Genomic DNA, 16,204 nt, shown 5'->3' on the forward strand with positions numbered 1-16,204 from the left:
CAATAGATTTCAAGAAGATGATTTTTTGTTTTGAGGTGAATTGTGTGCGTGCCAGGCACGCACACAATTCACACACAATTAAAAAATAAAAATGAAAGTTAAAAATCATTTTAAAAATAAATGTTGAAAGTTAATTGTCATAATGGTATAGTTCGATTAATAAAATATTTCGACAACGAACAGGAGGACGGCTATCCAATTCAGCATAACCTTGAAGAAAAGAAAATGAATGAAGATAGGGAGTTTTTAAATGACGGTTTTAGAACAGATCCATAAAAAATTAATCGTTTCCTGTCAGGCGCTGGAGGAAGAACCACTTCATGATCCGTACATAATGGGGAAAATGGCGTTGGCCGCGAAAATCGGGGGAGCCAAAGGAATTCGCGCAAATACTGTAACGGATATCCAGTCAATCAAAAAAGAAGTGGACTTGCCGATTATCGGCATCATCAAGAAGGATTATCCGGGGAGCAATGTTTACATCACGTCGACACTTCAGGAAGTTGACGCACTGGTTGAAGAAGGCGTTGACATCATCGCGATGGATGCGACAAAACAGCAGCGACCGAACGGCCAAAGCTTCAATGAGTTTTTTTCCGAGGTTAGGCTAAAGTATCCCGACCAACTTTTTATGGCGGATGTATCGACGATTGAAGAAGCACTGGCGGCCGAACAGGCAGGAATGGATATTGCAGCTCCGACATTGGCCGGTTATACGCCTTACTCAGTGGGCACGGTTCCACTCGAATTGCTGAAGGAAATGACGGACAAGTTATCGATTCCCGTTATTGCGGAAGGAAATTTTGATACACCCAATAAAGCGCAGCTAGCTCTTGAGGCGGGTGCACATTGCGTCGTCGTTGGAAGCGCTATCACACGGCCGCAGCTGATTACAGAAACATTTGCAAAAGCGATAGAACAAATAGAAAAGGGACAGGTGATATGAGATGAAAGGTTTATATACAGCATTGATGTGTTCATTCGATGAACAAGGGAACGTGAACGAAAAAGGATTAAGAGAAATCGTGCGCTACAATATCGAGGTTTCTGAAGTGGATGGCCTGTACGTCAACGGCAGTACCGGGGAAAACTTCCTCATCTCGACGGAACAGAAAAAGCAAATCTTTGAAATCGTCAAAGATGAAGTCCGCGATCAAGTGAAACTGATTGCGCAAGTCGGCTCTTTGAATATTGAAGAGGCATCCGATTTAGCCAAATTTGTTACCGACCTTGGATACGATGCCATTTCAGCGGTAACTCCGTTCTATTACAAATTCGACTTTGAGGAAATTAAAGACTATTACAATACAATCCTCGAAGGCGTCGATACGCAACTCATCATTTATTCGATTCCAGCATTGACAGGCGTTAATATGAACCTGGAACAATTTGGAGAGTTGTTTGAAAACGAAAAAATCATCGGCGTGAAATTCACGGCACCGGATTTCTTCTTGCTGGAGCGCTTGCGCCATGCATTCCCGGACAAACTGATTTATTCTGGATTTGACGAAATGCTATTGTCTGCAAGTGTCTTGAATGTAGACGGAGCGATCGGCAGCACGTTCAATGTCAATGGCAAGAGAGCGAAGCAAATCTTCACGTTGGCACAGAGCGGGAAAATCGACGAAGCGCGTGAAATCCAGAAAGTGACCAATGACTTGATTGAAGAGATTTTGAACAATGGACTTTACCAGACGATTAAGGAAATGCTGAAAACGCAAGGAGTCAACGCTGGGTTTGTCAGAAAACCGATGAAACAGCTGACAGAAGAAAGAGCGGTTAAAGCACGTGAACTAGCTAAAAAATACTTGTAATGACGAACGGGGGTATGGGATAGATGAATGGGACATTTGCGGTTATCGATTATGTGATTTTATTTGCTTATCTTTTGTTTATTTTATATGTGGGAATTGCCTTTGCCAAAAAGGAAATGAAAGGCAAAGAATTCTTTAAAGGGGACGGCTCGATTCCATGGTGGGTGACTTCGGTCAGTTTGTTTGCCACCTTGCTCAGCCCGATATCGTTTTTATCACTTGCTGGAAACTCATATTCCGGAACATGGCAGTTGTGGTTTGCTCAACTTGGCTTATTGATCGCCGTGCCTGTAGCAATCTATTTTTTCCTGCCGGTTTATCGCAAACTGGATTTGGATACGGCTTATGAATACTTGGAAAGAAGATTTGATAAGCGGATGCGGATTTTAGGAAGCCTGCTTTTCATTGTTTACCAAATCGGGCGCATGTCGATCATCATGTACTTGCCTGCGATTGCATTAGCTACTGTAACCGGCATTAATGTAATCGTCATCATCTTGTTTATGGGGGTCATTGCGACCATCTATTCTGCTTTCGGCGGATTGAAATCTGTCCTTTGGACCGACTTTATCCAAGGGATCGTCTTGATCGGTGGCGGGATCTTCGCCTTAATCATCCTGCTGTTCTCCATTAATGGCGGGCTTGGAGAAGTCATCAGTGTCGGGACCAGCAATGAGAAATTCTTTGGAGATATCGCTTTATTTGATCCGAACCTCATCAATAACAGTATTTTAATCATCATTTTGGGCGCGGGATTATCGACGACGTTTTCGTATATTTCCAGCCAGGATATGGTGCAGCGCTATTTGACGACGAAAGAATTGAAGGAAATGAATAAAATGACGTACCTGAACGGTGCATTGTCATTGGGTACGGCAACTTTGTTCTTCTTGATCGGTACATCTCTGTATGTTTTCTATTCACAGCAAACGGCTGCTATGCCGACAGGGAAATCGGATTTGATCTTCGCCAACTTCATCGTCAGTGAATTGCCTGTAGGGGTTTCAGGGTTATTGATCGCCGGATTATTCGCAGCCGGCCAATCAACGCTTTCAACAGGACTGAACTCAGTGGCGACAAGCTGGACGCTTGATATTCAGCAAGTATTAAGAAAAGACATGAGTGATGAAAAGAGCACACGGATGGCCCGTACAGTATCGACGGTTGTCGGGATTTTCTCTATCGCCTTTGCGATTATTCTTGCGTACTCCAATGTTGGTTCTGCTTATTCTTGGTTTAATGGATTGATGGGCTTGGCACTTGGGATTATCGGTGGGACCTTTACGCTTGGTGTCTTGACGAAACGTGCAAATGCAAACGGTGCTTTGTTCGGTTTTATCGCTACCACGATCTTGGCTGTCTACATTTCTTACTTTACGGATATCACATTGTGGGCGTATTCGATCATTAACTTGGTCGCTTCGATCGTCTTCGGCTATGGCTTCAGTCTACTGTTCGCCAAAAAAGAAGAAAAAGACGACGATGAAGGAGTCACATTCTTCGATTACAATAAAGTGATTAAAGAAAAATAAGCTTTAGATTTAGGTGGGAGCATGTTGGAAATCTCTCGAAAGATCAAAACAGACGTTTTAGTGGTCGGCAGCGGACTGGCAGGAATTAAAGTTGCAAAAGAATTAGCCGATCAAGGACATGAAGTCTTGCTGGCAACAAAAATGAAATTGGCTTCTGGTTCAAGTTTTTATCCGTTGAAAGCTTCGCTGGGTACACAAGTTACGAGTAGTAATTCCGATAAGCATGTCTTTTTGGCGGATATTACAGCATCGAGCAGAGGCATGCACCGCCAGGATTTGGCGGAAGTATACGTGGACGAAATTCAGGATCGCGTCAAAGAATACAGCGATATCGGCGTGGTTTCCAAAAAGCTCGAAGGCGAACGGAAAGCTTGTTTTGCTGAGCATCCAAGAGATATTTACTTGCTGAGTGATTGGGACCAAATCAGGGAAAACGTATCCGGAATTTTTGGGCGCTATGAAAATTTGGCGGTGTTGGAGCGGACAGTGGTCATTTCACTGATAAAAAAAGAAAATCGGATTGCGGGCGCATTGATGTTGGATCAATTCAATCAAGTGGTGCTGGTGGAATGCAAGGCAGCCGTGCTTGCCACGGGCGGGTTCGGCAGCATCTACAAGCACAACCTGAATCCGAATGATGTTGACGGATCAGGCCATATACTCGCTCTTGAAGCAGGAGCCAGGCTGGTCAATATGGAATTTATCCAATTCATCCCAGGCATTACATCTCCGCGCTATAAGACCCTATTCGGCGAACATACTTTGGCGTATTGCCGAGATATTGTCAAAGATAGTGGAGAGAGCCTGTTGGATGGAGTCCTTCCGGCAGGGCTCGCGAAAAAAGAATGTCTGGATATCCGCAGTACCCATGGGCCGTTTACAGACTCACTGGAATCCAAATATGTGGATATTGCGATGATGAAGGAAATCATCACTGCCAAAAATGAGAAGGGCTTTAAATTAGTTTTCCATAAAGAACTATACGAAAATGAAGAAGAGTTTTATACCGTCTATTTAAATTGGTTGAAGACAAAAGGAATCGATATGCTGAAGGATGAGGTGCGGATTGCGCCTTTCGCCCATGCCAGCAATGGCGGTGTCCACATCGATCCATACGGGCGCTCGGGTGTGCCAGGATTGTATGCCATCGGTGAACTGTCTTGTAATATCGAAGGAGCCAATCGGCTTGGGGGCAACTCGACTGGCGCCTGCATGGTTTTTGGCAAGCGTGCAGCAGCGGACTGCAGCCGTTATCTGGCAAAAGCCAGACTTTGTGCCATCAGTGATCAAGATGCCAAGCGCCACTTAAAAACTGTATTGGGCAACGGCGATGGCAACAGCGTTGGAGAGAACAGTTCGCCAGAGTCTGACAAAGAGCAACTCCACCAGACCATAGAGAAAATCAGGGAAATACTGTGGTATTCTGGAAATGTCGTCCGTTCGGAAAAACAATTGCTCGCCGCACTGGAGAAGATAGCCGAGCTGCAGTCCAAAATGGATATCAGCCGTTTATTCGAACAGCAGGAAACCAGAAAAATGGTGATCAAAGCAAAGAACTTCATGGAATTGTCCCAATTGTTGCTTCGGGCGATGCTGGAGCGAAAAGAAAGCCGGGGAGCGCATTACCGCGAGGATTATTCTGCTGAAAATCCAGCATTCTCCAAACGCTTGTTTATTTCAAGAAACCCTGCAGGGACCTTATCGCTGGAATTCCTGGATCAGTAAAGAGCAACTTCAAGTATCAAGAAAAGAGAAAATCCTAGTCGTGGTTTTTCTCTTTTTATTCATTCAGAAAAGAGGAAAACAAAATGCAGCTTGGTGTAATTGATATTGGCGGTACGTTTATCAAATATGCAGTCATGGACGAAGAAGGGGCATTTCTGTTCCATGACTCGGTTCCGACGGATGCAGACCATGGCGCCAATAGCTTAGTGGCCAAAATAGTGGGCCTCTGCGGCCGAATCATGAATGATTTTGAAATCGACGGAATCGCCATCAGTTCAGCAGGACAAATCGATTCACGGCAGGGAGTGGTGGTCTTTGCGACCGATAATCTCCCGGGCTATACTGGAACCAGACTGGCCGAGTTGATATCTGACCATACCGGCTTGCCGGTGACAGTGGAAAATGACGTTAATTGCACAGCACTCGGCGAATCCTGGAAAGGGGCTGCCCGTGGAATAGACAATTTTCTCTGCGTCACCATCGGTACCGGAATCGGGGGAGCACTGTTTTTGAACGGACAGCTGTATACTGGAGCAGGCTTTTCAGCTGGTGAAATTGGACACATGGTTTTGCATCCGCATGGTCGTGAATGTACGTGCGGCAGCCGGGGCTGCTATGAACAATACGCTTCAAGTTCGGCGCTCCATCGTTCAGCGGTAGAAACATTCGGAGACGAAATGACTGTAAAAGCGCTGTTTGAACGCGTCAAATCAGGCGATCGAGAAGCAATTGGCATATTTGAAGTATGGATAGATAACTTGACGACCGGCCTTCAGTCGCTCGTTCATCTATTCAATCCCGAGTTGATTGTCATCGGTGGTGGCATTTCCGCACAAGGCGAATTTTTGCGTCAGGCGATTAATCAGTCACTGGAACAGAAAATCATGCCGAACCATCAAAAATGGCTGCAGATCAAAATGGCTGAACATGACAACAAATCAAATTTACTGGGAGCAGCAAAAAGCTTCCTGACACATTAAAAAGGAGGTGGACACGATGGAATCTAAAACAATGGCAGGACCAAAACCTTCTATTTTAATGGAACAGCACAAACATACTTTCACCAAATCAGAACACAAAATCTATGATTACATCCTGTCGCACCCGGACAAAGTCCTTTACCATTCCCTGACGGAGCTTTCGGAATACAGCAAAGTGGCTGAGGCGACAGTGTTGCGCTTTTTCCGCAAGCTGGGGTTCAAAGGCTTTCAGGACTTTAAATTCCTCTTCGCCCAGGAAGTGCCTCAAGCCAATCATGCGCCACAAGACGAATCGTTCGTTCATCGAATTCGCTACAACATCGTCCAGGCCATCGAAGATTCTTCGGAAGTTGTGGATTTGGGCACGTTGGAGAAATGCATTAACGCGATCGATGCTTCTCAGGATGTGGTGATTTTCGGAATCGGTTCATCGGGCATTGCCGGCTTGGATATGCAAAATCGTTTGATGCGGATCGGCAAGCATGTCAATGCCATTACAGACTCCCATTTCCAGATCATGAGAGCTTCATCGCTCAACGAAAACTCAGTGGTGATCGCCATCAGTTTGACGGGAAGCACCAAAGATATCGTTGACGCCGTAAAATTAGCGAAAGAAAAAAAGGCTACAGTCATTGCCCTGACCAATTATGTGAAGTCGCCATTGACCAAATATGCTGATCATGTTCTGTTGTCTTCTGCGAAAGAAAGTCCGCTCGACAGCGGTTCGCTGGTATCGAAGATTGCCCAATTGTATTTGATTGATTTGATTTGTACGGGTCTGACAATGAATAATGTGAAAGATGCTGAAAGTGTTAAACGGGAAATTACCGAACATATTGCTGGAAAACTATATTAGGGACGAAGAGTTCTTTACATATGGCTTTCATTAAGAGGTGGAAAAGTGCAAATCATTAAAGCAAAGAATTATGAAGAAATGAGCGAAATCGCTTGCTCAATGCTCGTGGAGCATGTTCAACAAAACGAATCCCCGGTACTCGGATTGGCAACAGGCTCTACGCCTGAAGGGCTTTACCGCTCACTGATCACTGAATACCGCAAAGGAACAGTGTCATTCCAAGGTGTGACGACGTTCAATTTGGATGAATATGTCGGCTTGGACGAAGAGGATGCCAATGGCTATCAATTTTATATGAATGAAAAGCTTTTCAACCATATCAACATTCCGAAAAGACAGATCAATTTGCCTAACGGTGTATCGGCAGATTTGGACAAGGACTGTTCAGACTACGAGTGGAAGATCCAAGAAGCCGGCAACATCGACATCCAAGTCTTGGGACTGGGCTTGAACGGCCATATCGGATTCAATGAACCGGGTACATCGTTTCTAAGCAGAACGCATGTCGTCGATTTGGACGAATCGACGCGCGAAGCCAATGCCCGCTTCTTCCCAAGCATTGACGAGGTGCCGACCCAAGCCATCAGTATGGGGATCGCTTCCATCATGGAAAGCAAGAAAATCCTGCTTTTGGTATCCGGAAAAGAAAAAGCCGAAGCCTTGTATCAGGCGATGAACAGCCCGGTGTCGGAAGAATTTCCGGCAACGATTCTCCAACTGCACCCTGAAGTCACCGTCATCGCCGATGAATTGGCGTTGTCGAAAGTGCTCGAGTCATATGGAGAAGACACCATCGCTCATGAACTGCAAGTGAAATAGACATACAGACAGAACCTACCCCCTGCCGTCACGGCAGGGGGTTAATTGTTTGCGTGCCAGGCACGCAAACAATTCCCTTTGAATAGGAGAAAAATACTAGTCAATTTTCATCGTGGGTCTTATAATGAAAAGAATCAAGTTGCTCTATAAAATTAGAAGAATTAATGATATAGCTATTCGATAAACCCAGTCTATTTTTCATCAAGGCTCAACCCATTTGAATCACCATGCAAATAGAGGACTTACGACTATAGAAGAAAGCTGAAGGGAAGAACGCTTTGAAAGCTAAATACATACCGGTTGTGCTGTGGGCTTTGTGCATCCTGCTGGCCACCAACAACTACAATTTTCAGTCCCTTTTATTCGCTCAGGAAATCGATTTCCACATTCGCCTGTTCCCGAACTTTTCGGATCTGTTCATCACGAGCGATATCCATTTGGAAAGCAAGACCTATGTGTTTCAGAAAGTCGGTCATGCCCTGTCTTTTGGCATCCTGTTCTTGATCTTGGCCAAAACCATTGCCAACGATACCAAAGCCATCATTCTATGCAGCTTGTTTGCCTTCTTCACGGAAGTGCTGCAGTTGTTCTTTGAACGGAGCGGCAGGTTGAGTGATGTGCTGATCGACATCGGCGGCATTTATCTTGCGTATCGTTTGAGTGTTTACGTGAAAGCACAGGGAGGACCGGTTCCGGCTTTCTGGAAAACCGTCCAGAAAATTTCCGGCGCCTTTGCGGATCAGAAATCGCGTTAGTCTTAATAATAAAAATCGCCGCCTCTTCGATGGTTGAAGAGGCGGCGATTTTTATTATTTATGGATAGAACGTCAGTAAAAGAACTTATTAATTTAAATAAAAGTTACCACGTTAAAATTATTTCCTAGGACCTCTGAAATGGTGTTGCATCCTATAATTTTCCACTATATAATAAATCAACCACATTTTCATGGGGCAATGGGAGAGGCGGGAATAAGAAATGAAAGCGACAGAGATACAGACAGCACAGCAAGCCGTGGAAGCGATCCGTCAGTTATGGGCGGGGCGTTCAATCCGGAAATTGCGTGCGTTTTTAGGGGAACTCGAGACAGAAGATGATTTTTACCGGCTGATGCGTTTGACGGATCAGGCGGATTTATATACGTATAGCCATTTGCTGGCAACTCAGGCGCATAAGCGTTTCGGGACGCTGCGGACATTTACGTGGAGTTGTGCGCGGCTGCTTGAAACCGGGCGCAGCCTGGAAGCGGAAGAACGCATGATGGGCAGGCTGCAGGGCATTTCGTCCGCCAACGATTCGGTGGAAGAGCTGGCGTCGGCGCATCAATTGCTGCTGCGGGTATTTGCCCAGCTGAACCGCCTGCCGGAAGCGAAAGCGCAACTGGGTCGTTACGCGGAACTGAAAGGTTTTGTCTGGCCGGACCTGGAAGGCTTTTATTTTATCCACAGCGGAGAATGGGCTGAAGCGGAACAGGTATTGGAAAAAGTCTTAAGCGATGATGTGACGGAACGCAGCTCGTATGTAAGGTTGCAATATGCGGATGTGCTGGCGATGACCGGCCGCCAAAAAGAGTCGTTGGACGTTCTGGAACATGGAGAGCAGATCGAGCCCGGCACATGGACTTACCGTGCGGACATCATCCGCACACTGTTTTTCCTGGGCCATTATGAAAAAACACTGGATTTGATCGCGGCATACAATGAAGAAAATCCATACCATGTCCACCGTCCGTCCTTTATTTACATGACTGCCGAAGCTCTCTATAAACTGGAGCGCTGGGAGGAGTTGAAGGCCTGGGTCGCGGATCACCCGAAAGTGCTGGAGAAAAGTGTCTACGGCAAAGGGGAAATCCGGCAGGAAGCCGAGCGCCGGGAGCTTCAATTGACGCCGAACATCCAGAAGCTCAATTATTGTGTGCCGGCATCACTCGCATTGATGCTGGAAGCGTATGGCATGAAAAAAGGCCAGGATGAAATCGCCGAGCATGTATTCGATGTGACGGGATCAGATCTGCAAAAGACCATGGAATACATGGAGACGCTTGGGTTTACAGCGCGTTATTTCAAAGGGACAATCGACGTTTATAAAGGGCTGATCGATGCTGGAATTCCGGTGCTGCTGAGCATGATGATTGAAAACAATGCGCATGTGCAAGTGGTCATCGGTTATGATGACCGGCTGCAGGCGCTGATCATCCAGGATCCGAATGACCTCGGGCCGTATTTATTGTCCTACTTGGATGTCGCGGATACGTTCAAGTTGACCGATTCCTTGAGCATGGTATTTTTGATGACGGAACAGCTGGAAATGCTGGAGTTGCTGGACAGCAAGCAGCACGACTTTTTCAATGAATTATTCACCATTTGGGGAGACGACACGAAAGGCCGCGACAAAAACCGGTCGATCGAGTTTTTGAAGGCGCATCCCGATGAGCGCTATGCGGCAGTAGTCGGTTTGGTGACTTTGTTCTCAGAAGAAGCGAAAGCCCTTCATTCGACATGGCTCGAAAAGATCCACCAGGACCTCGGCAAAGAAGACGGCGAAGTGGCTTTGCTTGCGGCGCATATGCATTACCAGAAAGATGAGACGGAACAAGCGCTGGCAAGCCTTGCGCTGGTGAAGGAAAAGAATTCGCCATACGCGCTGTTTTTGAAAGCGGCGATTTTGATGAGCCGCAATGAACACCAGAAAGCGATCCCGCTCTTGAAACGCTCGATTGAGTTGGACAATTACCAACCAATGGCGTACAGCCATTTGGCGCGCTGTTATTTGGAAGTCGGCAAGACCTACCAGGCATTCAAATGGTCAGGAATTGCGCTTGACCAGGTGCCGAACGACATCTCGACGCGCATTACGCATAGCCTGATCCAATACGAATCGGGTGCTTATGAGAAAGCGTTGGCGCGTTTCCGTGAACTTTCCGACGAACAGCCGGAAGATGGGTATTTCATTTACGAAATGGGCCGCTGTCTGTTGGCGCTCGGGGAAGAAGAGAACGCCATCGAGGCATTCGGGCGTGCTCGGGATATTGATCCGAAAGAGCCGTTTTCGTATTTGCGGATTGCTGAAATCCACCTGGCCGCAAAAGACTGGCCAGAGGCGGAAAGCGTTCTGCATGCCGGCATCGCCAATTGTGAAACGGCTGATGTGCTGCATCAGTATTTGGGCCATCTCGACATGGAAAAAGAGCAGTATCCGGAAGCGGAAGCGGAATACCGCAAATCGCTTGAAATGGACCCGAATGATTTGTTTACGGTGACGCACATTGCCCATGCGCTGCTCAAGCAACAGAAAATGGCCGAATTGGGTAACTGGGTCGCGCATTATGCGGAAACCGGCGATACCGATTATTTTGTCCGGACAGCAGCGATGCTGTGGCAGGAGTCAGAGGACGATGCGGGCAAAGCACTGGCGCTGGATCTGCTTGAAAACGGCATGGCGCGTGTTGCGCTGGATCTCCATGAAATGGCTGAGCAGTATGCGGATTTCGGCGACGCACCGCAGTTCCGCAGCCGCTTGTTTGATTTCTTCAAAGGCCTGCGTGAAAAGAAAGCGGATGCGCTTTTGCTGTGCTATGAAGCGAGTCTTTACGAACTGGAGGACCATCAGCGTTATGCACAGAGCCTCTACAGCCAGGCGGCGGAACTGGAAGGACTGGCGCTTGCTCCTTACCGCCTTGGCCTGCTAGCCGAACAAGCCGGCAAATGGAATGAAGCACTGGCTCATTTCACGAAATGTGCGGAAGCGGAAGCCGGCTTCACAGGAGCTCATGAAGGATTGATGCGGACGCACTTGGCGTTGGAAAATAAAACACAAGCGTTTACAGCGGCTTTGCATGTGCTGGAAAATGAACCGCTGCTGCTTGATCTGGGTGAGCTGTTCGGTCTGATCGACAATGAAACACAGCTTGCGGCTGTAGAGAATTCATTGAAGAAAGTGTCCTTGCAAGTACCAGAGGAATGGCTGCTTGCAGCACAAGCTCATATAGCAGAGAAAAAAGGCGATTTATCGGGAGCAGAATCGTTGTTCCAACAGGCGAAAGCGGTCAACGGGGCCTATCCATCGCATTACCAGCATATCGAATTTTGCGTCCGCCAAGGGGATGTAAAGCGTGCAGTCGGATTGCTGGAGGAATTGATTGCCGAGCATCCGGACGAGGAAGGTTTGTATGCCGAATACGTCCGTTTGCTGATGGACATGCGCAAAACCGGCGACCTGCACAAACGGTTGAGAAAACGCCTGAAAGGCGAGGAATTGGCGATGGCGCAAACGTACAGCGCAGATCAATTGGCGGAATGGGTCGATGAAGAGGATGAAGAAGCGCCGAAGCATTTTATCCGCAGGCTGCGTGACAAGTCACGGCGTTTCCTGATGCTTTCGAACATCATTTCGTTGTATTTGGACGCCATGAAAAATTTCAAGGACAGCGAAGTGCCGGTGCTGCATCTCGCCGACTTCTATATGAACCGCGGAATGGCGGATGATGCGGCGGAAGAACTTGCCCCGTTCGTCAAACGCACTGGCCATTTTGGAGCTGCCAAAGCGCTGCTGCAGGCGACGCTGCAGGAAGCGAACGAAAAACAGTCCGAAAAGCTGTTGAATAAAGCCATCAAACAGGCGGAACAACTTCATTTGGAGCAGTCGGCAGATATCGATATTGTATTATGGCAAGGCGATATGGCGGCTGTACTCGGCGAAATCGCACGGGCAGAGGCGTATTACGAGCAGGCGATTGCTTTGAATCCATACCACAGCGAAAGCTATGTCCGTTTGCTGCATCTGCTGGCAGAGCACCGGCCGGAAGACGCCAAACGTTTCGAAAGCCGTCTGCCCGAAGAGCTGCAAGTCAATGAATGGATTCGCTTGTCGCTGGCCATGATCTACACGAAGATGGGCGACAGCGCAACTGCCACAGAACGGCTGTTGGCGCTGCAGGATGATGAACCCACTTACTTGCCGGTAGGCTATGAACTTGCACGTGCTGCGATGAAAGCCGGGCAACCCACGCGTGCCAAAGAATTGCTGAGCCAGTTGTTCAACACCGAAGGCGGCGAACAATTTATCGAAACCGCCATCGAAGAAGAATTATTTGAAGAAATACTGGAAGACGTTTTTGCCGTAGGGGTTTAACTTCTTCAACAAATAAATGCCTTCTCTGAAATCAATTGATTTTAGGGAAGGTGTTTATTTTTGTGCAGCAAAGTGGTAAATGTGTGCACGTACGATTTCCTGAATTTATTGAAAAGAGTTGAATTTGGTACTATGGTTCTTCATACTTGAATGGGGATATAGTCGTATATTAAATACAAGAGGTTTGAGGAGTGGCAAAAGAATGAAAACATTGATCAAAACGATAAGTCTGACAATCGGCGTATTGGCGTTGTTGGCAGGAGCTGGTTATTATTTCTTCACGCAAAATTCCACGAGCGGCGGAGAAATTACGAAAGTGGCAGAGAAAATCGAAAAACGCGAAGGAACAGACGGCAAGCCTGAAAAGACCGAAGCCGACGAAGATGATCCAGATATGGAAGAGGTTGATCTGCAAATTCTTCTCCACCAGATGACGCACCAAAAAATCAGCGCTGGCAAAAAGAAAGGCGCTGTCGAAATGACACAAGCGAACATCGATGGCTTGCTGCTGATTGTACAAGCCAACAAGCATCTGTATGAGCATGGCCCTTTTTATGAAGACGCCTTGACTGAGTGGCAGCAAGGCGATTTTTCCAACGCCGTCACGGTCCACAACACCATTTGGGATTGGCATAAAGGGACAGTCGGCAGAGCTACGGGGCTGATGAGCGCCGAAGAAGAACAAGAATTTGTTGAAAGACATTTTAGATGAAAATACTATACATAGAAGAAGAGGCTGTCCGCGGACAGCCTCTTTCTTCAGCTTCTTGCCGATTTGTAATTATTGTACTCAGGCACCACCGAGCGGTCCACATAAAGGTGGAAGAACCACTCGCCGGCTGACAGGACCAATGCGCCAACCAGCGCCGGCGTCACCATTTCGAAATTCTGGCCGGTCAACAGCCAACCGATCAGCCAAATGGTCAGGAACGCCATGACGAAATCGACAAAAGTTGCGATGGTATTGCGTCCTGACTGATTTTCCGGTCTGCCGGCATTCAGGAAAATCATGATGTCGCCCATTGCGTAGGACAACGCTGTCAACGCCAAACTGATCAGCAGCGTATCCACGAACGAGACATCAAAAATCAAGGTAAGAACGATCAATAAGACAACAGCCACCATTACAAATTTAATTGCCAGTGCAAGCAAATGCCTCAATAGCTTCTCCTCCTCAAAAACTCTATTAAGGAGAATTTACCCGTTTTTTGGATAGAGTATGCCAAAATGAAAAAAATAACAAGAAAAGCCGCCTCTCCATTTCCTGAAGAGGCGGCTTTCAACCGATTAACGCACATTCATTTCATTCGGATGGGCGCCTTTGCGGCGGTCTTTGTTGAGCGCATTGATTTCATTCATTTCCGCTTCCGACAGCTCGAAATCGAAAACATTGAAGTTCTCTTCGATGCGTGACGGCGTAACGGATTTGGGAATCACGATTGTGCCATTTTGCAGGTGCCAGCGGAGAACAACTTGAGCAGGCGATTTGCCTTTGGCTTCGGCAATTTTCTGGATAGTCTCATCTGTCAGCACTTCGCCGCCTTGATCAAGCGGGCTCCACGCTTCAACAAAGATATCATGCTTAGCGCAGAATTCCTTCAATTCGTTTTGTGCCAGGTACGGATGGCATTCCACTTGGTTCAGGACCGGGGGGATGTCGCATTCCGCAAGCAGGCGCTCGAGGTGCTCAATTTCGAAATTGCAGACACCGATCGCTTTGACACGGCCATCTTTATACAGCTGCTCCAACGCTTTATAGGTATCCACATAATTATCGAATTCCGGAGTCGGCCAATGGATCAGATATAAATCGACGTAATCTAGGCCGAGGCGCTCCAAGCTTTCTTCGAAGGCGCGCAACGTATTGTCGTAACCTTGGTCGCTGTTCCAGACTTTCGTCGTGATGAACAACTCTTCACGCGGCACAGTCGTTTCCTTCAACGCTTTGCCGACACCTTTTTCATTCTGGTAAATCATAGCGGTATCAATCGACGTATAACCCGTCTCCAACGCTTTTGAAACAGCTGCGGTTGCCTGGTCGTCTTCAACTTGCCAAACGCCAAAGCCCAGCTGTGGCATTTTTATCCCATTGTTTAATGTAATAAAGTCCATTATGCATTTCTCCTTTAGATTTATTCGGTTAGAGTAGATGTTTACCCGGTACTTCGGAACTCTAAGCATTATTATAAAGGAATCTTTCAACTTCTGTCGAAATAGTTTTGAGAGAGGAGTTGAAAGCCATGAGTATGCAAAAAATTGTCGAAATGGATTTGGTGCGCGACGAGTACGGCAACTATTACAAAGTGGTCGGCACCCATATGGAAGAGGATAAATTGACTGCCATCGAGGTTTCGAACCTGTATTTCGAGAAATCTTTCGAAGCCGGCACAGACAGCCTGGACGAGAGTTACCAAAGCAAGCCGTTCGGCGTCTATATCCAGGACCAAGTGAACGCCTACATCGAGGACATTCAGCAAAACGAACGCCCGATCTACGGCATCCGCGACTTGATGGTCAACCGCATCAAAGTCTACGCGGTCGACATCACCCAACCGCACCCAAAACGCAATCTTTAATAGAAGATATAAAGCCATCGCCAAGCTCACAATGATCTTGGCGATGGCTTTTTGCGGCTTGGAAAGTATTTCGTGGCTGCTGGAAAGTATTCCGCCGTTAACAGAAAGTATTTGCGCTCCATTGGAAAGTATTTGCCTCCAAACAGAAAGTATTTCCATATAACTGGAATAAAACGTCGTGGAATCCTCTCGATTCTGGAAATACAATCCCCAACAGAAGAAATACGCCTCTTAAGCGGAAAGCGCAGCAGGCGTTTTCCTTCTCTTGGCCATCCAGTGCTCTCCTACAATGATTATTTCCAGCGCCAGCGGGTAAAGAAGAAGCAACGACAGATTCAGGAGGAATGGATCATGAACAACAATGACGCCCACGATAAGAACCTGCACCACAACAAGGATAACGAGGAATCCACACTCGATAAAGTCGTCAAAAAGACCAGCGAAATGCTGAGCGGTAGCGATGAAGGCTGGGAATCCTCAGGCAAAACCGACGTAAGAGAAACTGCAGGCGACGATTTTCAAAACGCGCCGGATGAAAGCTCGGAAGATGTGCCGACGGAAGACCAAGTCATCCGCGATCCGAAAAACGGCGAAGAAACTATTGTAAAGAATGACAATAAAAAATGGTCACGTTAAGCGAGACCTAAGAAAACCCATTCCACTGCCTGGAATGGGTTTTCTTCGTCCAATTGTGATAAACTTTTTCTGAAGGTAATTAATAGAATATTAAATTTTTAATTGAAAAATATAGCCTATACGTCGGAAGGGGATGGA

14 protein-coding genes are annotated in these 16,204 nt (G+C 46.9%); 12 read left to right on the plus strand and 2 right to left on the minus strand.

Annotation, left to right across the window (positions count from 1 at the left end; genetic code table 11):
• Positions 1 to 250 precede the first annotated feature (250 nt).
• The 10 genes from IRE19_RS02020 to IRE19_RS02065 all read left to right on the plus strand — a co-directional run bounded on the left by IRE19_RS02020 (position 251) and on the right by IRE19_RS02065 (position 13,566).
• On the plus strand, positions 251 to 946 hold the full coding sequence (locus IRE19_RS02020; protein WP_203339147.1) for an N-acetylmannosamine-6-phosphate 2-epimerase: 696 nt from the start codon (positions 251 to 253) through the stop codon (positions 944 to 946).
• Position 947: 1 nt separating this feature from the next.
• Positions 948 to 1,814: an N-acetylneuraminate lyase gene (locus IRE19_RS02025; protein ID WP_203339148.1), complete on the plus strand. Its 867-nt coding sequence runs from the start codon at positions 948 to 950 to the stop codon at positions 1,812 to 1,814.
• 23 nt (positions 1,815 to 1,837) lie between these two features.
• A complete protein-coding gene (locus tag IRE19_RS02030; protein WP_203339149.1) occupies positions 1,838 to 3,346 on the plus strand; it encodes a sodium:solute symporter family protein in 1,509 nt (502 codons plus the stop codon).
• Positions 3,347 to 3,367: 21 nt separating this feature from the next.
• Positions 3,368 to 5,071 (plus strand): FAD-binding protein, encoded by a 1,704-nt coding sequence (locus IRE19_RS02035; protein WP_203339150.1) that lies wholly within the window; start codon positions 3,368 to 3,370, stop codon positions 5,069 to 5,071.
• A gap of 83 nt (positions 5,072 to 5,154) precedes the next feature.
• Positions 5,155 to 6,051 (plus strand): ROK family protein, encoded by an 897-nt coding sequence (locus tag IRE19_RS02040; protein WP_203339151.1) that lies wholly within the window; start codon positions 5,155 to 5,157, stop codon positions 6,049 to 6,051.
• Positions 6,052 to 6,067: 16 nt separating this feature from the next.
• Positions 6,068 to 6,907 (plus strand): MurR/RpiR family transcriptional regulator, encoded by an 840-nt coding sequence (locus tag IRE19_RS02045; protein WP_203339152.1) that lies wholly within the window; start codon positions 6,068 to 6,070, stop codon positions 6,905 to 6,907.
• Positions 6,908 to 6,952: 45 nt separating this feature from the next.
• The gene (nagB, locus tag IRE19_RS02050; RefSeq protein WP_203339153.1) at positions 6,953 to 7,726 is read left to right on the plus strand and encodes a glucosamine-6-phosphate deaminase; all 774 of its coding nucleotides are present in this window, start codon (positions 6,953 to 6,955) and stop codon (positions 7,724 to 7,726) included.
• A 278-nt stretch (positions 7,727 to 8,004) separates the two neighbouring features.
• The gene (locus IRE19_RS02055; protein WP_203339154.1) at positions 8,005 to 8,481 is read left to right on the plus strand and encodes a VanZ family protein; all 477 of its coding nucleotides are present in this window, start codon (positions 8,005 to 8,007) and stop codon (positions 8,479 to 8,481) included.
• Positions 8,482 to 8,702: 221 nt separating this feature from the next.
• Positions 8,703 to 12,854, plus strand: a complete 4,152-nt coding sequence (locus tag IRE19_RS02060) for a tetratricopeptide repeat protein (protein ID WP_203339155.1) — start codon at positions 8,703 to 8,705, stop codon at positions 12,852 to 12,854.
• 202 nt (positions 12,855 to 13,056) lie between these two features.
• Positions 13,057 to 13,566 (plus strand): DUF6241 domain-containing protein, encoded by a 510-nt coding sequence (locus IRE19_RS02065; protein ID WP_203339156.1) that lies wholly within the window; start codon positions 13,057 to 13,059, stop codon positions 13,564 to 13,566.
• A gap of 47 nt (positions 13,567 to 13,613) precedes the next feature.
• Here the strand turns inward: IRE19_RS02065 and IRE19_RS02070 are convergent, their stop codons facing one another.
• Positions 13,614 to 14,015: a DUF2512 family protein gene (locus IRE19_RS02070; RefSeq protein WP_203339157.1), complete on the minus strand. Its 402-nt coding sequence runs from the start codon at positions 14,013 to 14,015 to the stop codon at positions 13,614 to 13,616.
• Positions 14,016 to 14,141: 126 nt separating this feature from the next.
• Positions 14,142 to 14,966, minus strand: coding sequence for an aldo/keto reductase (locus IRE19_RS02075; RefSeq protein ID WP_203339158.1), 825 nt, complete (start codon positions 14,964 to 14,966; stop codon positions 14,142 to 14,144).
• Between the two features lie 128 nt (positions 14,967 to 15,094).
• Here IRE19_RS02075 and IRE19_RS02080 point away from each other — a divergent pair, with 128 nt between their 5' ends.
• Positions 15,095 to 15,430 (plus strand): hypothetical protein, encoded by a 336-nt coding sequence (locus tag IRE19_RS02080; RefSeq protein WP_203339159.1) that lies wholly within the window; start codon positions 15,095 to 15,097, stop codon positions 15,428 to 15,430.
• Positions 15,431 to 15,781: 351 nt separating this feature from the next.
• On the plus strand, positions 15,782 to 16,066 hold the full coding sequence (locus tag IRE19_RS02085) for a hypothetical protein (protein WP_203339160.1): 285 nt from the start codon (positions 15,782 to 15,784) through the stop codon (positions 16,064 to 16,066).
• Positions 16,067 to 16,204 lie beyond the last annotated feature (138 nt).

Source organism: Planococcus beijingensis (assembly GCF_016820615.1).
GTDB classification, from domain to species: domain Bacteria; phylum Bacillota; class Bacilli; order Bacillales_A; family Planococcaceae; genus Planococcus; species Planococcus notacanthi.